This window comes from Bacillus sp. FSL K6-2944 (assembly GCF_038005385.1).
GTDB lineage: Bacteria > Bacillota > Bacilli > Bacillales > Bacillaceae_G > Bacillus_A > Bacillus_A cereus.
In genome coordinates this window covers 155485-176046 of record NZ_JBBOTE010000003.1, presented here as the reverse complement: position 1 = coordinate 176046, position 20562 = coordinate 155485, and the positions used below count along the sequence as shown (strand labels likewise).

The window sequence follows — 20562 nt, the reverse complement described above, 5'->3', positions numbered from 1 at the left end:
TTGTTTTTTGTTTAGAAAATAAAAAGAGTCTAACAATAAGATGGATACAGTGTTATCTACATACGTTGCGCTTTGCAACGGTGATTATATAACAGCAAAATAGAAGGGAGCTTTTTCATGACTAAGTATATTTTTGTAACAGGCGGTGTAGTATCGTCTTTAGGAAAAGGTATTACAGCAGCATCTCTTGGAAGACTTTTAAAAAATCGTGGTTTAAACGTAACGATTCAAAAGTTTGATCCATACATTAACGTAGACCCAGGGACTATGAGCCCATATCAACACGGTGAGGTATTCGTAACAGATGATGGCGCAGAAACTGACTTAGACCTTGGTCACTATGAGCGTTTTATCGACATTAACTTAAACAAATACAGCAACGTAACAACAGGTAAAATTTACTCTTCAGTTCTTCAAAAAGAGCGTCGCGGTGAATATTTAGGAGGAACAGTTCAAGTTATTCCTCACATTACTAACGAAATTAAAGAACGCGTATATCGTTCTGGTCGTGAAACAAATGCGGATGTTGTTATTACAGAAATCGGTGGAACTGTTGGTGACATCGAGTCTCTACCATTCTTAGAAGCAATCCGTCAAATTAAGAGCGACATCGGTCGTGACAATGTAATGTACATTCACTGTACGTTAATCCCGTACTTAAAAGCAGCGGGTGAAATGAAGACAAAACCAACACAACATAGTGTTAAAGAACTTCGTAGCTTAGGTATTCAACCAAACATTATCGTTGTTCGTACAGAAATGCCTGTTTCTCAAGATATGAAAGACAAGCTTGCATTATTCTGTGACATTGATACAAAAGCAGTTATCGAAGCTCGCGATGCAGATACTTTATATGCGGTTCCATTATCTCTTCAAGAACAAAACATGGACCAAATCGTTTGTGACCACTTAAAATTAGACAATCCAGCTGCAGATATGACAGAGTGGACTGCTCTAGTTAACAAAGTGCGTAATCTTTCTAAGAAAACAAAAATCGCTCTTGTTGGTAAATATGTAGAACTTCAAGATGCTTATATTTCTGTTGTAGAAGCACTTCGTCATGCTGGTTACTCATTCGACACAGATGTAGAAGTAAAATGGGTAAATGCTGAGCACGTAACAGCAGAAAACGTAAAAGAATTAGTTGGCGATACAGACGGTATCCTTGTACCAGGTGGCTTCGGCGATCGTGGTGTAGAAGGTAAAATCGTTGCGATTCAATATGCTCGTGAAAACAAAGTTCCATTCTTAGGAATTTGCTTAGGTATGCAACTTGCATCAATCGAATTCGCACGTAATGTATTAGGTTTAGAAGGTGCTAACTCTTCTGAAATCAACCCTGACACACCATATGCAATCATCGACTTATTACCAGAACAAAAAGATGTAGAGGACCTAGGTGGTACACTTCGTCTTGGTCTATACCCATGTAAGCTTGCTGAAGAAACAAATGCTTACAATGCTTATAATGAGCCGGTTGTATATGAGCGTCATCGTCATCGTTATGAGTTCAACAATCAGTTCCGTCCGGATATGGAAAAAGAAGGATTTGTATTCTCTGGTACAAGCCCAGACGGCCGTCTAGTTGAAATCATTGAAATAAAAGACCACCCTTGGTTCGTGGCAGCACAGTTCCACCCAGAACTTGTTTCTCGTCCAAACCGTCCACAACCATTGTTCCATGACTTCGTAAGAGCTTCTATTACGAATAAAGAGAGCAAGTAATAAAAAAAGCGCCTGAAATAAGGCGCTTTTTTAATATTCATTTAACATTTCATCAATTGTAAATTTAATCCCGTGATAAGCAAATAAAGCTACTATTAAACTTGGGAATCCGTAGCGATTACCTTCATCGTCTGGAATAAGACCTTTTAACAGTTTTGTATCAATATGTACGTCTGTATATCGTTCGAGTGATTCCGTACCTTCTTGAAGAGCAGAAATGCCGACAATAGAGTGTCCCTCTTCTTGTAGTTTTTTTGCAATTTCTACAACCGCTTCATCTGTTGAAAAACGGCTAATAAGAAGTACACGATCCGCAGAGGTTACTTCTGCTTCTTTACCATTTTCAAATAAGCGTTTTGCTTGCTTCATTGGTTCAGCACCGAATAGTGCCTCGGCAACAACGCCCTCCATTTCATTTGTACCATGTAAATAAATGAAACCATCGCCAACTAGTGCTTGAGCAAGTAAACGAGCGCTATCTTCTATATTCATTTCTTCTTTTTGAGAAACCCTGGAGAAATAACCACTTAATTGAGTTGAAAAAATTTTTAACATAATGTTACTCCCTTCGTACGTGTTTGCCGGCTTTCATTATAATTTATTTTTTTAGAAAGGTGAAATCGTAGGGTAGCATAACAAAATAGGAAACGGTAAAATAAGAAAGAATAGGAAGGAATTTGCCAAAGAATAGCGAAATTAAATCGTTAAGATATAAGAAGCTTTAAATCTTGTACTTACACAGAAAGGTTGGGAATTATGGAAGGTAAAATTTTAATCGTTGATGATCAATATGGGATTCGTGTGTTATTACATGAAGTGTTCCAAAAAGAAGGTTATCAGACATTCCAAGCAGCGAATGGATTTCAAGCTTTAGATATCGTGAAAAAAGATAATCCAGATTTAGTAGTGTTAGATATGAAAATTCCAGGCATGGATGGTATAGAGATTTTAAAGCATGTAAAAGAAATTGATGAGAGTATTAAAGTAATTTTAATGACTGCTTATGGAGAGCTTGATATGATCCAAGAAGCAAAAGATTTAGGAGCTTTAATGCATTTTGCTAAACCATTTGATATTGATGAAATTCGTCAAGCTGTGAGAAATGAGCTCGCTGTAGAGGCATAAAAATGAATTTTTTATAAAAAATATGGAAAAAAGCGTTTACATGGACTATTGTGCAGGTGAATACGGTTGAGTTTTTGAGTACAAGTTGTTATCCTATTGAGTGTAGAAAAAAGTCCGGTATGTAGATATACATATTTTACCTTATTCTGGTCATACTACCAGCGATAAGAACTTATCGGATACAAAAAACGTTTTTTAGGAGGATTCACCATGCCTTTAGTTTCTATGAAAGAAATGCTAAACAAAGCACTAGAAGGAAAATACGCAGTTGGTCAATTCAACATGAACAACTTAGAGTGGACTCAAGCTATCTTAGCTGCTGCGGAAGAAGAAAAATCTCCTGTAATCCTAGGTGTATCTGAGGGTGCAGCTCGTCATATGACTGGTTTCAAAACAGTTGTAGCTATGGTTAAAGCTTTAATCGAAGAAATGAACATCACTGTTCCTGTAGCGATTCACCTTGACCATGGTTCAAGCTTCGAAAAATGTAAAGAAGCAATCGATGCAGGTTTCACATCTGTAATGATCGACGCTTCTCACCACCCATTCGAAGAAAACGTTGAAACTACTAAACAAGTAGTAGAATACGCACACGCTCGTAACGTATCTGTTGAAGCTGAGCTTGGAACAGTTGGCGGACAAGAAGACGACGTAATCGCTGAAGGCGTAATTTACGCTGACCCAGCAGAGTGTAAGCACCTTGTTGAAGCAACAGGTATCGATTGCCTAGCTCCAGCTTTAGGTTCTGTACACGGTCCTTACAAAGGTGAGCCTAACTTAGGATTCGCTGAAATGGAACAAGTTCGTGACTTCACTGGCGTACCTTTAGTATTACATGGTGGTACTGGTATCCCAACTGCTGATATCGAAAAAGCTATCTCTTTAGGTACTTCAAAAATCAACGTAAACACTGAGAACCAAATCGAGTTTACAAAAGCTGTTCGTGAAGTATTAAACAAAGACCAAGAAGTTTACGATCCTCGTAAATTTATCGGACCTGGCCGCGACGCTATCAAAGCAACTGTTATTGGTAAAATTCGCGAATTCGGTTCTAACGGTAAAGCGTAAGAATAAAATTCCGTTTTGGAAACCGTCTAGTCTTTTAGACGGTTTCCTTTCGTTGTATAATGAAAGCGTGAACAAGTCTAAAGATTTTATCATTTTTGGTTTTTAAATAGAAAATAATGTGCATAGTCCTATTAATAAATGTGATAACGTATCTAAATTGATAAAGTGAATTCGATGAATAGTTGATCTTTATCTATTCGTGCTACAGGAGAAATGAAGATAATGGTTTCCTATTTATTGAGTTTTGGGATGGAAAGAGTAATTGAGATTCTTAAGGGGAGCTTTCTATAAAAAGATAGAAAGTAAATACATTCACAAGAAGGGAGCTCAATATGGAAAAATTGCTAATTGAAGGCGGAAGAGCTTTAAATGGAACAATTCGAGTAAGTGGTGCAAAGAACAGTGCCGTTGCATTAATTCCAGCGACAATTTTAGCAGATACTCCAGTAACTATTGGTGGTGTCCCTAATATTTCGGACGTGAAAATGTTAGGAGACTTACTAGAGGAAATTGGAGGGAAAGTAACTTATGGACAGGAGGAAGAGATGGTAGTCGATCCTTCTAACATGGTTGCAATGCCTTTGCCAAATGGAAAAGTGAAAAAATTGCGCGCTTCTTATTATTTAATGGGTGCAATGCTTGGCCGTTTTAAAAAAGCTGTTATTGGGCTTCCGGGTGGATGTCATTTAGGACCGAGGCCGATTGATCAGCATATTAAAGGGTTTGAAGCGTTAGGTGCACATGTTACGAATGAACAAGGTGCCATCTATTTAAGAGCAGATGAGCTACGCGGGGCACGTATTTATTTAGATGTTGTTAGTGTAGGAGCTACGATTAATATTATGCTAGCAGCTGTACGAGCGAAAGGTAGAACTGTTATTGAAAATGCAGCGAAAGAGCCTGAGATCATTGATGTAGCTACATTGTTAACAAGCATGGGAGCACGTATTAAAGGTGCTGGTACTGACGTAATCCGAATAGATGGTGTTGACTCTTTACATGGTTGTCACCATACTATCATCCCAGATCGTATTGAAGCTGGTACGTATATGATTCTAGGAGCTGCATCAGGAGGAGAAGTAACGGTTGATAACGTTATTCCTCAGCATTTAGAATCAGTTACTGCAAAGCTAAGAGAAGCTGGTGTTCAAGTTGAAACGAACGATGATCAAATTACGGTGAACGGTAATAGAAAGTTAAAAGTAGTTGATATCAAAACGCTTGTATATCCAGGTTTTCCAACGGATTTACAACAGCCGTTTACGACGCTTTTAACAAAGGCGCACGGGACGGGAGTTGTAACAGATACAATTTACGGTGCCCGTTTCAAACACATTGATGAATTACGTCGTATGAATGCTCAAATTAAAGTAGAGGGTCGTTCGGCAATTGTAACTGGTCCTGTGTTACTGCAAGGTGCAAAAGTGAAGGCGAGTGATTTACGAGCAGGAGCGGCACTTGTTATTGCAGGGTTAATGGCAGATGGAATTACAGAAGTAACAGGACTTGAGCATATTGATCGAGGTTATGAGAATATAGTGGACAAGCTTAAAGGGCTTGGTGCAAACATTTGGCGAGAACAAATGACAAAGCAAGAAATTGAAGAAATGAAGAACGCATAAGTGATACTTCCGCAAGGGGGAAGCGAAGCATCACTACTTGCGGAAGTACACTTTATAGAAAAACACGGTTCACAAAATACGGCAGAAATATAAAGGCTTAAAGGAGAGGGATTATCGTGGAAAGAAGTTTATCTATGGAGTTAGTACGTGTAACAGAGGCTGCAGCTTTATCATCAGCGCGTTGGATGGGGCGCGGGAAAAAGGATGAGGCAGACGGTGCAGCAACATCAGCTATGCGTGATGTATTTGATACAATTCCGATGAAAGGTACAGTTGTAATTGGTGAAGGTGAGATGGATGAAGCACCAATGCTATATATCGGAGAGAAATTAGGTACAGGATATGGACCACGTGTAGACGTTGCGGTTGATCCTTTAGAAGGGACAAACATCGTAGCAGCTGGTGGCTGGAATGCTCTTGCTGTCATTGCAATTGCAGACCACGGTAATTTGTTACATGCCCCTGACATGTACATGGATAAAATCGCGGTTGGCCCAGAAGCAGTTGGGGCGGTCGACATTGATGCGCCTATTATTGATAACTTACGTGCAGTTGCGAAAGCGAAAAATAAAGATATTGAAGATGTTGTAGCGACAGTTTTAAATCGTCCACGTCATCAAGAAATTATTGAAGAAATTCGTAAAGCTGGTGCGCGCATTAAATTGATTAATGATGGAGATGTAGCTGGAGCGATTAATACAGCGTTTGATCGTACAGGTGTAGATATTTTATTTGGATCTGGTGGAGCACCTGAAGGTGTATTAGCAGCAGTTGCTTTAAAATGTTTAGGTGGAGAAATTCACGGAAAACTATTGCCACAAAACGAAGCTGAATTAGCACGTTGTAAAAAAATGGGCATAGAAGACATTAATCGTATCCTTCGCATGGAGGACTTAGTAAAAGGTGACGATGCAATCTTTGCAGCAACAGGCGTAACAGATGGAGAACTATTACGTGGTGTTCAATTTAAAGGTAGCGTAGGAACAACGCAATCCCTTGTTATGCGCGCAAAATCAGGCACAGTTCGCTTCGTAGATGGTCGTCATAGCTTAAATAAAAAACCGAACTTGGTTATTAAGTAAAAAGCAGAGGTGGCTTGCTCAGAAGGGGAAGGCATTGGAACTCCTGACGAAGAGGCGTTTTGTGCCTCGCAGGAAGGGGTGAAATGACTGACCCTTCTAGCCACCGGAGCTGGATTTAAGTAAAAAGCGTAAGCAGCTTGTTCAGAATGGGAGGGGGATGGAGCTTCTGACGTAGAGGCGCTTTTTGCCTCGCAGGAAGAAGTGAAGCCACTGACCATTCTAGCTGCTGAAGCTAGATTAAATAAAAAGCGTAAGCAGCTCCTTCAGAAAGGTTAAAATGGTCGATCTTTCTAACTATTGGAGCTGGAACTAAATTAAATAAGAAGCGAAGACAAATTTTCTTGTCTTCGCTTCTTGTATTTGTGTTCCAACGTATTGATTAAAACTAGATAAAAGGGTTACAATAGTGAATATTACCCTACTTGAACTTATTGCCTTTCATTATTAATTATTTGCCTTCCGTATTTTTTCCCTTTACCCATGAAAAAAGAGAATAACGTTAAAGTGTGGTGTCTGAATGAATTTGTCAATTGCAGCATTAGAAAACATGAAATTAAAAGAGTTATACGAGCTTGCGAAAGAATTTAAGATTTCGTATTATAGCAAGTTAACGAAAAAAGAGCTGATTTTTTCTATTTTGAAAGCTCGAGCAGAAAAAGAAGGTTTCTTTTTCATGGAAGGCGTATTAGAAATTATTCAATCAGAAGGATTTGGATTCCTACGTCCTATCAACTATTCTCCAAGCTCAGAAGATATTTATATCTCAGCTTCGCAAATTCGTCGTTTCGATTTACGTAATGGAGATAAGGTTTCTGGTAAAGTACGACCTCCGAAAGAAAATGAACGCTATTTTGGGTTATTACAAGTTGAAGCTGTAAACGGAGATGATCCAGATTCAGCAAAAGAGCGTGTGCATTTCCCTGCATTAACACCATTATACCCAGATCGCCAAATGAAATTGGAAACGGAACCGAAAAAGTTACCGACACGCATCATGGATTTAATCGCACCAGTTGGATTTGGACAACGTGGTTTAATTGTTGCGCCTCCAAAGGCTGGTAAAACAAGTCTATTAAAAGAAATCGCGCACAGTGTTACAACAAATCATCCGGAAGCAGAACTAATTGTACTTTTAATTGATGAGCGTCCAGAGGAAGTAACAGACATTGAACGTTCTGTTAAAGGAGATGTTGTAAGTTCTACTTTTGATGAAGTACCAGAAAATCATATTAAAGTAGCTGAGCTTGTGTTAGAACGTGCGATGCGTCTTGTAGAGCACAAGAAAGATGTTATCATTTTAATGGATAGTATTACCCGTTTAGCTCGAGCTTACAACCTCGTTATTCCACCAAGTGGTAGAACATTATCAGGTGGTATCGATCCAGCTGCCTTCCATAGACCGAAGCGTTTCTTTGGAGCTGCACGTAATATTGAAGAAGGCGGTAGCTTAACAATTTTAGCAACAGCCCTTGTTGATACAGGATCACGTATGGACGATGTTATTTACGAGGAATTTAAAGGAACTGGAAATATGGAACTTCACTTAGATCGTTCATTAGCTGAACGTCGTATCTTCCCAGCGATTGATATTCGTCGTTCTGGTACACGTAAAGAAGATCTATTAATTCCAAAAGAACATTTAGACAAGTTATGGGGCATTCGTAAGACAATGCGTGATACACCAGACTTTGTTGAAAGTTTCTTACGTAAGCTTCGTCAAACGAAGACAAATGAAGAGTTTTTACAAAACATTGTTGCAGACTCGAAAAGGTATGTAACAACTAAGTAAAGGGAAAAAATCAAGACTCGCTTATTTTATAGTAAGCGAGTTTTTTATGCTGTTTAGGTGATATTAAAGAGAGAAATAAGTGAAAGAACCTGAGCTAGTCAGAGCTGGATGAGCTCCCTCCAGCGGCTAAAATCTCCGGTCATTTCGCTCTCTCGCATGAAGCAAAAAGCGCTTCAAGATCGAGAGTTCGAAGTGTCCTGGATTCTTAAGTAATATCCAGTTCTGGTGGCTAGCTCTTCGCATCTAAGAACCTTACGCCCGAAAGGTAAAAAGCACCTTTAGGGCGAAAGAACCTTAGCTGGTCAGAGCTGAGCGAGCCACCGCCACTTTTAAGATAATATCCAGCTCCAGCGGCTAGAATGGTCGGTGGCTTCGCGTCTTCCTACAAGGTAAAAAGCACCTCTACGTCAGAAGCTCCATCCCCCTCCCATTCTGAACGAGCCGCTTCTGCTTTTAAATTGTATCTAGTTCCGACGGCTAGCTCTTCGTGTCTAAGAACCTCCCGCACTAAAGGTAAAAAGCACCTTTTGTGCGAGAGAACCTTAGCCAGTCAGAGCTAAACGAGCCGTCTACACTTTTAATTTCAAAAGACAAAAACAGGTAGTTGCAAAATGAAGTTAGCCTTGTTATAATTTCATCATATGTGTTTCATCAATATAGTTGTGTATGCAGCTGAAGATGAAAAACTCTGTTTCGAAAATGATTCAGGGCGGAAGGAGATGAAAAGAATGAAAGCAGGAATTCACCCAGATTACAAGAAAGTTGTATTCATGGACACAAACACAGGCTTCAAATTCTTAAGCGGATCTACTAAAGGATCTAACGAAACTGTTGAGTGGGAAGATGGTAACACTTATCCATTACTAAAAGTTGAGATCAGTTCTGATTCTCACCCATTCTACACTGGACGTCAGAAGTTTGCTACTGCAGACGGACGCGTTGACCGCTTCAATAAGAAATACGGTCTTAAGTAATAAAAACATAAAACAGGCAAGTGTATGTATTCGCTTGTCTGTTTTTTTTGCGAAAATATTATACCTTTACCCTACTTTTAACTGAAAAGTAGATGAAAGGAGAGCTTCATGTACTTAATAAATCAAAATGGCTGGATTGAAGTGATTTGCGGTAGTATGTTTTCTGGCAAGTCAGAAGAGCTAATCCGCCGTGTGCGCCGTACGCAATTTGCAAAACAACATGCAATTGTATTTAAACCATGTATTGATAATCGATATAGTGAAGAAGATGTTGTATCACATAACGGATTAAAGGTAAAAGCAGTTCCTGTTTCAGCTTCAAAGGATATATTTGAACATATTACAGAAGAGCTGGATGTTATTGCAATCGATGAGGTGCAATTTTTTGATGGGGACATTGTGGAAGTGGTGCAAGTATTGGCAAATCGTGGCTATCGTGTCATTGTAGCTGGTTTAGACCAAGATTTCCGTGGTCTACCATTTGGACAAGTTCCTCAGCTGATGGCGATTGCTGAACATGTGACAAAACTACAAGCAGTATGTTCTGTATGTGGATCTCCAGCAAGTCGTACACAACGATTAATTGATGGAGAACCAGCGGCATTTGATGATCCAATTATTTTAGTTGGAGCTTCAGAATCGTATGAACCACGTTGTCGTCATTGTCATGCAGTACCTGCAAACAAAGATAAGTAAAACTCGCTGCGCAAGGCGGGTTTTTTTCAAAATAGAGAGAATGAGCGGTGTGAGCCGCTTGCGCTTTTAAATATATCTAGTTCCGGTGGCTAGCTCTTCGCATCTAAGAACCTTCCGCCCGAAAGGTAAAAAGCACCTTTAGGTCGAAAGAACCTTAGTTGGTCAGAGCTGAAAGAGCCACCGCCACTTTTAAATATATTATCTAGCTCCAGCGGCTAGAATCTCCGGCCATTTCGCTCTCTCGCTCGAAGCAAAAAGCGCTTCAAGGTCGAGAGCTCCAATGGCCTGCGATTCTGAGCGAGCCGCTTGCGCTTTTAAATATAATTTGCGTTTTTTTGAGTAAGTACCATATACTATTTGTATTAGATACTAGGATGTAGAGGTGAATGATGTGTTAGATCGTTTGCAAGCTGTAGAAAATCGTTATGAGAAGTTAAATGAATTGTTAAGTGATCCAGCGATTATTAGTGATTCAAATAAGCTTCGTGAATATTCAAAGGAACAGTCTGATATACAGGAAACGGTAGAGGTGTATCGTGAGTATAAGGATGTTCGTGAGCAATTAAAAGATGCGAAAGCAATGTTAGAAGATAAGTTAGACGCAGAAATGCGTGAAATGGTAAAAGAAGAAGTTTCTGAGTTAGAATCACAAGATAAAACATTATCAGAGCGTCTGAAAATTTTACTTGTTCCCAAAGACCCTAATGATGATAAGAACGTTATCGTTGAGGTTCGTGGAGCTGCTGGTGGAGACGAGGCAGCTTTATTTGCTGGTGACTTATACCGTATGTATAGCCGTTACGCTGAGGTACAGGGCTGGAAAACGGAGATTATTGAGGCTAGCTATACAGAGTTAGGTGGATATAAAGAGATTATCTTTATGATTAATGGTAAAGGTGCTTTCGCGAAGCTGAAATTCGAGAATGGTGCTCACCGTGTACAACGTGTTCCTGAAACGGAATCTGGTGGACGTATTCATACATCTACAGCAACTGTAGCTGTATTACCAGAGGCAGAAGAAGTAGAAATTGATATTCATGAGAAAGATGTTCGTGTTGATACATTCGCTTCTAGTGGACCTGGTGGACAGAGCGTTAATACAACGATGTCAGCGGTGCGTTTAACGCATTTACCGACTGGTGTAGTTGTATCTTGTCAGGATGAGAAATCACAGATCAAGAATAAAGAAAAAGCGATGAAAGTATTACGCGCACGTGTTTATGATAAGTTTAGACAAGAAGCGCAAGCTGAGTATGATCAAAACCGTAAACAAGCTGTTGGTACGGGAGATCGTTCAGAGCGTATTCGTACGTATAACTTCCCGCAAAACCGTGTTACAGACCATCGAATCGGTTTAACGATTCAAAAGCTAGATCAAATCTTACAAGGTAAGTTAGATGATTTCATCAATGCCTTAGTGATGGAAGATCAGGCTCAAAAGATGGAGGCAGCTGAGTAATGCGTGTCTATGAAGCCCTGAAATGGGCTTCTTCTTTTTTACAGGAAAATGGACGAGATGAAAATGCGGGAGAAATTGTCCTTTGTCATGTATTAAAGGTGAACAGAACAGGATTACTTATGAATATGCGTGAAGAAATAACTGAGGAACAAGAGAAAAGCTTTACGGAGTTTATCCATAAGCATGTAGAAGGTATTCCTATTCAATATATGATTGGTTATGAAATGTTTTATGGACGGTCTTTCTTTGTGAATGAAGAAGTATTAATACCAAGGCCGGAAACAGAAGAGCTTATAGTGGGAGTATTAGAAAGAATCGAGCGCCATTTTGGTGATGAGAAACTACATGTAGCAGATATAGGTACAGGTAGTGGAGCGATTTCTATTACGCTTGCTTTAGAAAATAAAAATCTTCATGTGTATACAGTAGATATTGCACAAGAGTCGATTGAAGTTGCAAAAGAAAATGCAAAAGCTTTAGGTGCAGAAGTAACGTTCTATCACGGTGATTTATTGTCACCATTTCATAAAACGGGTCAAAAGCTAGATGTTGTTGTTTCAAATCCTCCATATATACCGGAAGAGGATTGGCGTGGTCTTTCTCCTGTTGTGAAAGAGCATGAGCCGAAGAGAGCACTTGTTGGTGGTGAAGACGGATTAGATTTCTATCGCCGTTTTATGGAAGAATTGCCGAATGTGTTGCAGAAGAAAGCGATTGTGGCGTTTGAAATTGGAGTAGGACAAGGTGAGGATGTAAAAAGATTGTTACAACAAGCTTTTCCACATGCTCATGTTGAGGTTGTTTTCGATATTAACGGAAAAGATCGTATGGTATTTGCAGAGATGGAGTAAGGTTCACACCTTACTCTATTTTTTTGTGGAAAAATTCATATAGATTTTGAATTTAATAGTTTAGAAAGATGAAAGTCTGTCCACACTGTTTGTAGAAGGGACGGTGGAGGAAATGAAAAAACAAGTTATTGCTTATCTTCTTATACTATTAATTGGTGCACAGTTACTTGTGCAGTTTGGATATATGAAAGCTGATGCGAAAGGGCCTTCAGTTATTCCGAAAGAGGCCGTTCGATTACGAATTTTAGCAAATAGTGATTCAGATAAAGACCAGGCATTAAAGCGTAAAGTGCGTGATGAAGTAAAAGCACAAATTGATGGATGGGTAGCGGATTTAACTTCATTTGAAGAGGCGCGCAAAGTAATTCAAAGTCATATTCCAGAAATCGAGAAAACGGTGGAAAATACGTTAAAAAGAGAAGGAAGTAAAGAATCATTTCAAGTGAAATTTAGTAAGAATGTAAAGTTTCCTACAAAGGTATATGGGAATTTTATTTATCCGGCAGGGGAATATGAAGCAGTCTTAATTACAATTGGGGAAGGTGAAGGGGCAAACTGGTGGTGTGTATTATTTCCACCGATGTGTTTCTTAGATTTTTCAAGTGGTACAGCTGTAAGGAAAGAAGAACATGTTGTGAAGGCTGAATCTCCTGAAGAGGAGCAAGTAAAACAAATAGATAATGAAGAAGTAGTAAATGTAGAAGAGAAAAAAGAGGATGAGGTAAAAGAAACGAAAGTTGTAAAGCGGGAAGTAGTAAAAAAAGTAACATCTTCTGAAAAGAAAGTAGTAAAAAATGAAACAAAAGTCGAAGAGCAGCCTGTAAGTAAAGAAGAAACAAAAAATGTGGAAAAAGTGGAGAAACCTGTGGAGAAAAAACAAGAAAAGCAAAATGAGTATGTAAAAGTAGAAGAGGAAGAAGAAAAGCCAGAAGTTAAATTGTTTATTGTAGAAGCTTTTACATCTTTATTCTCTAAATAGTACTATTAATAAATCCCTCCTCATATATAAAAATGAGGAGGGATTTATTATGAAGAAAGTGTATTTTGCTACGAAAGCAGATGTGGAAAGATTACATTCTTTTTTCGGACAAGCTAATAAAAAAGATGATAAAATAAATGAGTTGTACGCACAATTTATGATTTTGGAAGAGGCGGAAGAAATACGAGCTGTAATTGGTTATGAACAAAGTGGGGAAGATGTACTTATTCGTTCTTGTTTATTCACACCTCATGTGGATAAACAGACTTTCTTATATTTTTTTGAAATGTTTTTGCAGTATATGAAAGAAAAAAGTGTTCAACAATTGTACTTACTAACAAATCATCCACAATCTGTACCGATCTTTCAGTTCTTTGACTTTTTTACTATAGAAAAGGATGAGGTTCCAGAGGGAATTCAACAGCTAGAACATTTTTGTAAAAATATAAAAGAGCAGAATGCAATAATACTAAATTGTCAGCTATTCACAAAGTTATCCACGGATTAATTAGGTTTATCCACATTTTGTGGATAAACCTTGTTTGTCTTTTGGATAAATCTCATAGTAAACTAAAAATAGACAAGTATTTAAGGCTAGAAAAGGACGTGGAAAAAAATGCATACAAATATGTGGGTTGTGGATAATGTTGTGGAAAGAAAAAAATATTATCCACAGTTACAAGAAGCAGCAAAATTATTAAGAGAAAATGAGGCGGTTGCTTTCCCTACGGAAACAGTATATGGGTTAGGGGCAAACGCGATGGATGATGAAGCAATCGCGAAAATTTTCGAAGCGAAAGGAAGACCGAGTGATAATCCACTCATTGTCCACATAGGTACAAAATCTCAGTTAGATGGGATTGTGAAAGAAATTCCACCAGTTGCAGAGAAGTTAATGGCGCATTTTTGGCCAGGACCATTAACAATTATTTTGCCGAGAAAAGAAGGAATTTCAGAGAAGGTGACGGCAGGACTTAATACGGTTGGAGTAAGAATGCCTGATCATCCAATTGCACTTGCTCTTATTGAAGAGGCGAATGTACCTGTTGCGGCACCAAGTGCGAATCGTTCAGGGCGTCCAAGTCCAACATTAGCTTCTCACGTATATGAAGATTTGAATGGGAAGATTGCAGGTATTGTTGATGGTGGTGCAACTGGAGTAGGCGTTGAATCAACTGTAATTGATTGTACAAGCACGGTTCCAACAATATTACGTCCAGGTGGGATTACGAAAGAACAATTAGAAGCGGTGATAGGTACTGTTTCTTTAGATCCAGCTTTAAAGGATGAGAAGGAAAAACCGAAATCGCCTGGAATGAAATACACACATTATGCGCCGAAAGCACCACTTAGTATTGTCGAGGGCTCACGTGAGTTTATTCAGCATCTTGTGGATGAGAAAAAGAAAGAAGGATTTAAAGTAGGCGTATTAACGACAGAAGAGTATCAGTACGTATATAGTGCAGATGTTATATTATCTTGTGGTGTTAGAAGTGACTTAGCTAGCGTTGCGACTAAATTATATGATGTACTTAGAACATTTGATGCAAGTGAAGTGGATGTTATTTTTAGTGAGTCATTCCCTAATGAAGGAATAGGGAATGCAATTATGAATCGTTTAACGAAAGCGGCAGGACATCATATTATTATTGAATGATAAGGTAAGATTAGCAAACAGAATATTTCTCCTTGGATAAGCATATTGTGAAGTAGCACGTCCAAGGAGGGGCATGAATGACGTTTGAACAGCTAATACCTTTAATAATTATGGCATTCGCCTTAGGGATGGATGCGTTCTCGGTGAGTCTTGGTATGGGGATGATGCCCCTAAAGTTAAGACAAATCCTGTATATTGGTATGACGATAGGGATATTTCATATTATTATGCCGTTTATAGGAATGGTACTAGGTCGTTTTTTATCAGAGAAATATGGAGATATCGCACATTTTGCGGGTGCTATTTTATTAATCGGACTAGGGTTTTATATCGTATATTCGACCATTTTACAAAATGAAGAGACTAGAACTGCTCCTATTGGAATTAGTTTATTCGTATTTGCATTTGGCGTCAGTATAGATAGTTTCTCAGTAGGGCTTAGTCTTGGTATTTATGGGGCACAGACAATTATTACGATTTTACTGTTTGGATTTGTTAGCATGTTATTAGCGTGGATTGGTTTATTAATTGGGAGACATGCGAAAGATATGCTCGGTACATACGGTGAGATAGTAGGTGGTATCATTTTGGTTGGGTTTGGATTATATATCCTTTTTCCTATATAATTTTATGTAGGAGGGAATTATGAACAAGCTATTGGAATGGTATGTTAAGTTTTTAACCTTCTTTCCTCGATGGCTAAGACGACTTATAATTTGGGGTATTATTTTGCAAATTTCGATGTTAGGTTGGATTAAGTTAATTCGTGAATGGTGAGATAGTTCCTTTCTGTGAATATTTTGTTTGTACTATATTTATTACGCTAAAAATTACAGATATAGAAAGGATGAGATGAATGACGAGATTGAAGCAAGTTTTTGGTATTATTATTAGTTTTTTTGTTTTTTGGTTTAGTATGCTCGGTGTACAAATGTTTGCTGAGTTTTTAGATATTGAGTCATTGAAATTTGTTGCGGGAAAGACTGAGGCGGCGCGTGCCTTTTACTCTCCGTACCCGTTTTTAATTGTTTTTCTTATTACATTGCTTTCCCTATACTTCTTCGTAATTAAGCTAGGGAAGCCGAAAAAAGAGAAAATGCCTACTTTAGAGGAAAAGAAGGAAGAATTACAATGATAAAATCCCCTGCTAAAAAGCAGGGGATTTTATATTTGAGTGATGGGAGGAATCTAGCTGCCTCCGCTTTTAGATATTATCCAGCTTCAGCGGCTAGAATCTCCGGTCATTTCGCTCTCTCGCATGAAGCAAAAAGCGCTTCAAGGTCGAGAGCTTGAAGTGCCCTGCGATTCTGAGCGAGCCGCTTCCGCTTTTAGATATATCTAGCTCCAGCGGCTAGAATGGTCGGTGGCTTCGCGTCTTCCTGCGAGGCAAAAAGCGCCTCTACGTCAGAAGCTCCATCCTCCTCCCATTCTGAACGAGCCGCTTCCGCTTTTAGATATTATCCAGTTCCAGTGGCCGGCTCTTCGCATCTAAGAACCTCCCGCACGAAAGGTAAAAAGCACCTTTTGTGCGAGAGAACCTTAGCTGGTCAGAGCTAAACGGGCCACTTCCACTTTTAAACTGGCCTAACTAATTCAAATTGTTCTCCTAATTTTGCATAGTTGTGTCCTGCTAGGCGGCTTATTGGTTTGAGTCCTTCGGCGTGAATGCGCCCTTTTTCATATAGATGTTCGGCAACGTGGAAACGAACGACGCGTCCAATTAGTAGATCACAAGCTGGTGAGTCTTCCGTTCCGCCAAGTGGAATTGCACGTTCTAATACGCATTCCATTCGAATATTTGCTTCTTTTACACCTGGAACAGAGATGACTTCACTTTCGATTGGTGTTAGTTTTGCTAGTTCAATTTCACTTTCATTTGGCGGGAGGTTAGCTGCTGTTTCGTTAATTGCTGCTACATATGATTCGTCAGAAATATGTACGACAAATTCTCCTTTTTCAATTGCGTTTCGGGAAGTGTCCTTTCTTTCTCCTGCTTTTCGTTGTACAGATACTGAGATAAGTGGTGGATTAGCAGCGACAATATTGAAATAACTATATGGTGCTCCGTTTAGTACACCTTCTTTTGTTACAGAAGTAACGAATGCGACAGGACGAGGGATGATACTTCCGGTAAGTAATTTGTAATTATCTTTTTCAGTTTGTTCATTTGGATTAATGGATAACATGCTTGTAATCCCCTTTCTAAATATGAATACTTATTGTTTGTTTACAAGATAACGATGAGAAAATCCTGCTGGAAATAATATTTTGTTTCATAAAAAGAACTTACTTCAATTGTAATGAAGTAAGTTCTTTTTCAAGAATCTCAAATTTGAGATAAAAATTAAAGTAAAACGTATGCGCCAGGTCCGATTAAAGCTACACCAACAGCGACAGCGATTAACATTAAGTTATATTCATATCCGTTTTGTGTTACCCAGTAACCATTTTTTCCGTGAACAGTGAAGATAGCCATTAACATTGTTCCAACGATAAATAATGAACCAACTACAATGAAAATACCTGATGCGAATAAGAAACCACCTAGTAATTCAGTTGCGCCAGCCATAAATGCCATAAATACACCAGGACGTAAACCGATTGACTCCATCCAGCCACCTGTTCCTTTTAAACCGTAACCGCCGAACCAACCAAATAATTTTTGAGCGCCATGACCCATGAATGTAATTCCTATAATAAGACGAATAATAAGTAGACCGAAATCCATCATTTTAAAAACCTCCTAAAAGTTATTAACTTACCTTACGTAAGTAATAATAAAATAGTTACTTACTATAGTCAAGTGGATTTTGAAAAAAGTTTGAATTAAATTTTACAAATTAACAACAAAAAATAAAATGTAGTAAAGACCTCTAGACAAGTTAGGTAAAAAAAGAGAAAATATAAGTAGAAGTTAACTTCTTATTGTTATTCAGACAATCAGAATTGACTGGAATTTTGTGAAGCGCTACAATAAGAGTCTATTAGTAATGACATAATTTATTTCGAAAGCGTTTTTACAGTATAATATTCGAAGTATGAAGTCTTACATGTATCCCGAGTTTTACTAGGGATTGCCCTATAAACTTTTAGGTAAATTATAAGGAGGACTATCCTATGTTTAAAAAATTATTCGGTCTTGGTTCAAAAACAAATGAAGAAACAATCGTAGCTCCATTAACTGGAGCAGTGAAAAATATTGAAGAAGTACCAGATCCAGTATTTGCTGGTCGTATGATGGGTGACGGTGTTGCAATTGATCCTACTGAAGGTGTAGTTGTATCTCCAGTTGATGGTGAAATCGTACAATTATTCCACACAAAACATGCTATCGGAATTAAAGCGAAAAACGGTACAGAAATTTTAATCCACGTTGGATTAGAAACTGTAAAAATGGAAGGTGAAGGTTTCGAAGCTCACGTTTCTGAAGGTCAAGCTGTAAAAGCTGGAGATAAATTAATCTCATTCGACTTAGAATTAATCCGTGAAAAAGCGAAAAGCACAATTACTCCAATTGTTATTACAAACACAGATGCAGCTGAGTCTATTAAGACAACTGTAGGCGTAGCAGCTACAAAAGGTTCAACAGAAGTAATGAAAGTTACAATGAAATAATTGCAATATAAGAGGAATCCGTTTCGTATGAAATGGATTCCTTATTTTTGTTGCGTGTTCAGTATGTATGTTAAAATACTCTAGGCACTTGGAAATAGGGTTTCACATATATGTGGATAAGGCGCATTTTTCTTAGAAAAAATATAAGAGAAATGCGCCTTTTGTATATTCACATTTCTTTTGTTCTATTCTAATGTAAGTTATGATGAATGATAAGAAATCGAATATAGGGGTGGGTTTGAATGAAACGAGTGTTATTTGTTTGTACTGGCAATACATGTCGTAGTCCAATGGCTGAGGCGTTGCTTCGTCATCACGGAGGAGATAAGTTTGAAGTGCAATCTGCTGGTGTTTTCGCCTATCCTGGGAGCGATGCATCGGTACATGCGAAGGAAGCTTTAGCTGAAAAAGGAATTTCAATTGATCATGCGGCGCAGCAAGTAAATGAAACTTTGCTTGATTGGGCTGATATTGTCGTAACGATGACAGAAAACCATAAGCAAATTGTACTTGGGCATTATCCGAGCGTTGAAAAGAAATTAAATACGTTATATGGATTAACTGAAGGTATAGGCAAGGACATTTCAGATCCATTTGGAGGCTCGCTTTCTATTTATAAAGAAACGTTAGATGAGATGGAAAAACTTGTACAAACTTTACTGAAAAAACATTCAGTAGGTTGATGTTTCGTGTATAATACGATATTGGAGATCACTTCTTCCTATATGAGGTAGCGAGTGTGAAATGAAGATAATTGATTGAAACTTTGGAGGGGTAAAAATGAAAGTAGTAATAGCATCTGATCACGGCGGTATGAATATCCGCAAAGAACTTGTAAGTTTATTAGAAGAGTTAAATATTGAATATATTGATTTAGGTTGTGAATGTGAAGCTGGTTCTGTTGATTACCCTGACTTTGCGTTTCCAGCAGCTGAAATGGTAGCGAATGGTGAAGTAGATCGTGGTATTTTAGTTTGTGGGACAGGCATTGGTATGTCAATCGCAGCAAACAAAGTAAATGGTATCCGTTGTGCGTTAGTTCATGATACTTTCAGCGCGAAAGCGACGAGAGAGCATAATGACACTAACATGCTAGCAATGGGCGAGCGTGTAATTGGTGCTGGTCTAGCGCGTGATATCGCGAAAATCTGGTTAACAACTGATTATGAAGGTGGTCGTCACGAAAACCGCGTAGGAAAAATTAAAACATACGAAACAAAGTAATAGATTCTAACTATCAGTAGTGTGAAATATAATTTGGTGAACCAACCTGTGAAAGGAAGAGGCGTAATGACAGAAATCGTAAAGGTAAGAGAACAGCTACAAATGTCGCTTTCTGATTTCCAAGAACAAGCTTCATTACAAAGCGGTCAAGTTTTTGTAGTGGGTTGTAGCACGAGCGAAGTGCTAGGCGAAAGAATTGGAACATCAGGAACGATGGAAGTAGCAGAGGCGATTTTCTCTGAGTTAAAACAATTTCAAGAGCAAACAGGTATTGAATTAGCGTTTCAATGTTGTGAGCATTTAAACCGTGCTTTAGTAGTTGAGAGAGAAGTAGCGATAAAATATCAATTTGAAATTGTAACAGTTACGCCTGTTAGATCAGCAGGTGGTGCATTGGGGACATACGCGTATCACAATTTGAAAGATCCGGTAGTAGTTGAGTTTATTAAAGCTGATGCAGGAATGGATATTGGTGATACATTTATCGGTATGCATTTAAAGCATGTAGCTGTTCCGGTTCGTACAAGTGTGAAGGAAATTGGAAGTGCGCATGTAACGATGGCCAAAACACGTGGAAAACTAATTGGTGGAGCACGTGCTGTCTATGCGGCAGTGGAAGAGACTACCACTTGCCGTTAAATATGAGAAATTAGGAAGTCATATAGTACCTGTTTATCATAAGATAAAAGGTATGTT

General features: G+C 38.5%; 23 protein-coding genes. 20 read left to right on the top strand and 3 right to left on the bottom strand.

The window, feature by feature from the left end:
- The first annotated feature begins 117 nt into the window (after nucleotides 1-117).
- Nucleotides 118-1725: a CTP synthase gene (gene pyrG / locus MHH55_RS27420; RefSeq protein ID WP_000170459.1), complete on the top strand. Its 1608-nt coding sequence runs from the start codon at nucleotides 118-120 to the stop codon at nucleotides 1723-1725.
- 30 nt (nucleotides 1726-1755) lie between these two features.
- On the opposite strand, the gene MHH55_RS27415 is transcribed toward pyrG, so the two are convergent.
- Complete coding sequence (locus MHH55_RS27415; protein ID WP_000912402.1) at nucleotides 1756-2280, bottom strand: DUF2529 domain-containing protein; 525 nt, start codon at nucleotides 2278-2280, stop codon at nucleotides 1756-1758.
- A gap of 201 nt (nucleotides 2281-2481) precedes the next feature.
- Between MHH55_RS27415 and spo0F the strand changes: the two genes are divergently transcribed.
- The 15 genes from spo0F (at nucleotide 2482) to MHH55_RS27340 (ending at nucleotide 16162) form a co-directional block, all read left to right on the top strand.
- Nucleotides 2482-2850, top strand: coding sequence for a sporulation initiation phosphotransferase Spo0F (gene spo0F, locus MHH55_RS27410; RefSeq protein WP_000398594.1), 369 nt, complete (start codon nucleotides 2482-2484; stop codon nucleotides 2848-2850).
- Between the two features lie 210 nt (nucleotides 2851-3060).
- Complete coding sequence (locus tag MHH55_RS27405; protein ID WP_001131855.1) at nucleotides 3061-3918, top strand: class II fructose-bisphosphate aldolase; 858 nt, start codon at nucleotides 3061-3063, stop codon at nucleotides 3916-3918.
- Nucleotides 3919-4250: 332 nt separating this feature from the next.
- Nucleotides 4251-5540, top strand: coding sequence for a UDP-N-acetylglucosamine 1-carboxyvinyltransferase (murA, locus tag MHH55_RS27400; RefSeq protein ID WP_000413254.1), 1290 nt, complete (start codon nucleotides 4251-4253; stop codon nucleotides 5538-5540).
- A gap of 116 nt (nucleotides 5541-5656) precedes the next feature.
- The gene (gene glpX, locus MHH55_RS27395) at nucleotides 5657-6622 is read left to right on the top strand and encodes a class II fructose-bisphosphatase (protein ID WP_000442340.1); all 966 of its coding nucleotides are present in this window, start codon (nucleotides 5657-5659) and stop codon (nucleotides 6620-6622) included.
- Nucleotides 6623-7139: 517 nt separating this feature from the next.
- Nucleotides 7140-8411 (top strand): transcription termination factor Rho, encoded by a 1272-nt coding sequence (gene rho, locus MHH55_RS27390; RefSeq protein WP_001053903.1) that lies wholly within the window; start codon nucleotides 7140-7142, stop codon nucleotides 8409-8411.
- 728 nt (nucleotides 8412-9139) lie between these two features.
- Nucleotides 9140-9385, top strand: a complete 246-nt coding sequence (locus MHH55_RS27385) for a type B 50S ribosomal protein L31 (RefSeq protein ID WP_000643433.1) — start codon at nucleotides 9140-9142, stop codon at nucleotides 9383-9385.
- 108 nt (nucleotides 9386-9493) lie between these two features.
- Nucleotides 9494-10081, top strand: coding sequence for a thymidine kinase (locus MHH55_RS27380; RefSeq protein ID WP_000280859.1), 588 nt, complete (start codon nucleotides 9494-9496; stop codon nucleotides 10079-10081).
- 391 nt (nucleotides 10082-10472) lie between these two features.
- Nucleotides 10473-11540 (top strand): peptide chain release factor 1, encoded by a 1068-nt coding sequence (prfA, locus tag MHH55_RS27375; protein ID WP_000887064.1) that lies wholly within the window; start codon nucleotides 10473-10475, stop codon nucleotides 11538-11540.
- Entirely contained in the window at nucleotides 11540-12391 is an 852-nt protein-coding gene (gene prmC, locus MHH55_RS27370; RefSeq protein WP_001267065.1) for a peptide chain release factor N(5)-glutamine methyltransferase, read from the top strand. Before prfA ends, prmC begins: the two co-directional genes overlap by 1 nt.
- Nucleotides 12392-12503: 112 nt before the next feature.
- A complete protein-coding gene (gene spoIIR / locus MHH55_RS27365) occupies nucleotides 12504-13370 on the top strand; it encodes a stage II sporulation protein R (protein WP_078186271.1) in 867 nt (288 codons plus the stop codon).
- Between the two features lie 49 nt (nucleotides 13371-13419).
- Nucleotides 13420-13878 (top strand): mechanosensitive ion channel protein, encoded by a 459-nt coding sequence (locus tag MHH55_RS27360; RefSeq protein ID WP_000758437.1) that lies wholly within the window; start codon nucleotides 13420-13422, stop codon nucleotides 13876-13878.
- Nucleotides 13879-13986: 108 nt separating this feature from the next.
- Entirely contained in the window at nucleotides 13987-15027 is a 1041-nt protein-coding gene (locus tag MHH55_RS27355; RefSeq protein WP_000557354.1) for an L-threonylcarbamoyladenylate synthase, read from the top strand.
- 77 nt (nucleotides 15028-15104) lie between these two features.
- Entirely contained in the window at nucleotides 15105-15653 is a 549-nt protein-coding gene (locus MHH55_RS27350; RefSeq protein WP_000142475.1) for a manganese efflux pump MntP, read from the top strand.
- A 19-nt stretch (nucleotides 15654-15672) separates the two neighbouring features.
- Nucleotides 15673-15804: a hypothetical protein gene (locus MHH55_RS27345; RefSeq protein ID WP_001037634.1), complete on the top strand. Its 132-nt coding sequence runs from the start codon at nucleotides 15673-15675 to the stop codon at nucleotides 15802-15804.
- A 79-nt stretch (nucleotides 15805-15883) separates the two neighbouring features.
- Entirely contained in the window at nucleotides 15884-16162 is a 279-nt protein-coding gene (locus MHH55_RS27340) for a DUF3935 domain-containing protein (RefSeq protein WP_000197472.1), read from the top strand.
- 439 nt (nucleotides 16163-16601) lie between these two features.
- Here MHH55_RS27340 and MHH55_RS27335 read toward each other — a convergent pair whose 3' ends face one another.
- A complete protein-coding gene (locus MHH55_RS27335) occupies nucleotides 16602-17213 on the bottom strand; it encodes a flavin reductase family protein (RefSeq protein ID WP_000949055.1) in 612 nt (203 codons plus the stop codon).
- Between the two features lie 158 nt (nucleotides 17214-17371).
- Nucleotides 17372-17758: a DoxX family protein gene (locus MHH55_RS27330; RefSeq protein ID WP_000968616.1), complete on the bottom strand. Its 387-nt coding sequence runs from the start codon at nucleotides 17756-17758 to the stop codon at nucleotides 17372-17374.
- A gap of 386 nt (nucleotides 17759-18144) precedes the next feature.
- Between MHH55_RS27330 and MHH55_RS27325 the strand changes: the two genes are divergently transcribed.
- From MHH55_RS27325 to MHH55_RS27310, 4 genes are all read left to right on the top strand, one after another.
- Nucleotides 18145-18642 (top strand): PTS sugar transporter subunit IIA, encoded by a 498-nt coding sequence (locus MHH55_RS27325; RefSeq protein ID WP_000473665.1) that lies wholly within the window; start codon nucleotides 18145-18147, stop codon nucleotides 18640-18642.
- 242 nt (nucleotides 18643-18884) lie between these two features.
- On the top strand, nucleotides 18885-19325 hold the full coding sequence (locus tag MHH55_RS27320) for a low molecular weight protein arginine phosphatase (RefSeq protein ID WP_000832373.1): 441 nt from the start codon (nucleotides 18885-18887) through the stop codon (nucleotides 19323-19325).
- Between the two features lie 97 nt (nucleotides 19326-19422).
- Nucleotides 19423-19866 (top strand): ribose 5-phosphate isomerase B, encoded by a 444-nt coding sequence (rpiB, locus tag MHH55_RS27315; protein ID WP_000869542.1) that lies wholly within the window; start codon nucleotides 19423-19425, stop codon nucleotides 19864-19866.
- Nucleotides 19867-19932: 66 nt separating this feature from the next.
- Nucleotides 19933-20505 (top strand): TIGR01440 family protein, encoded by a 573-nt coding sequence (locus MHH55_RS27310; protein ID WP_000136386.1) that lies wholly within the window; start codon nucleotides 19933-19935, stop codon nucleotides 20503-20505.
- The last annotated feature ends 57 nt before the right edge of the window (nucleotides 20506-20562 follow it).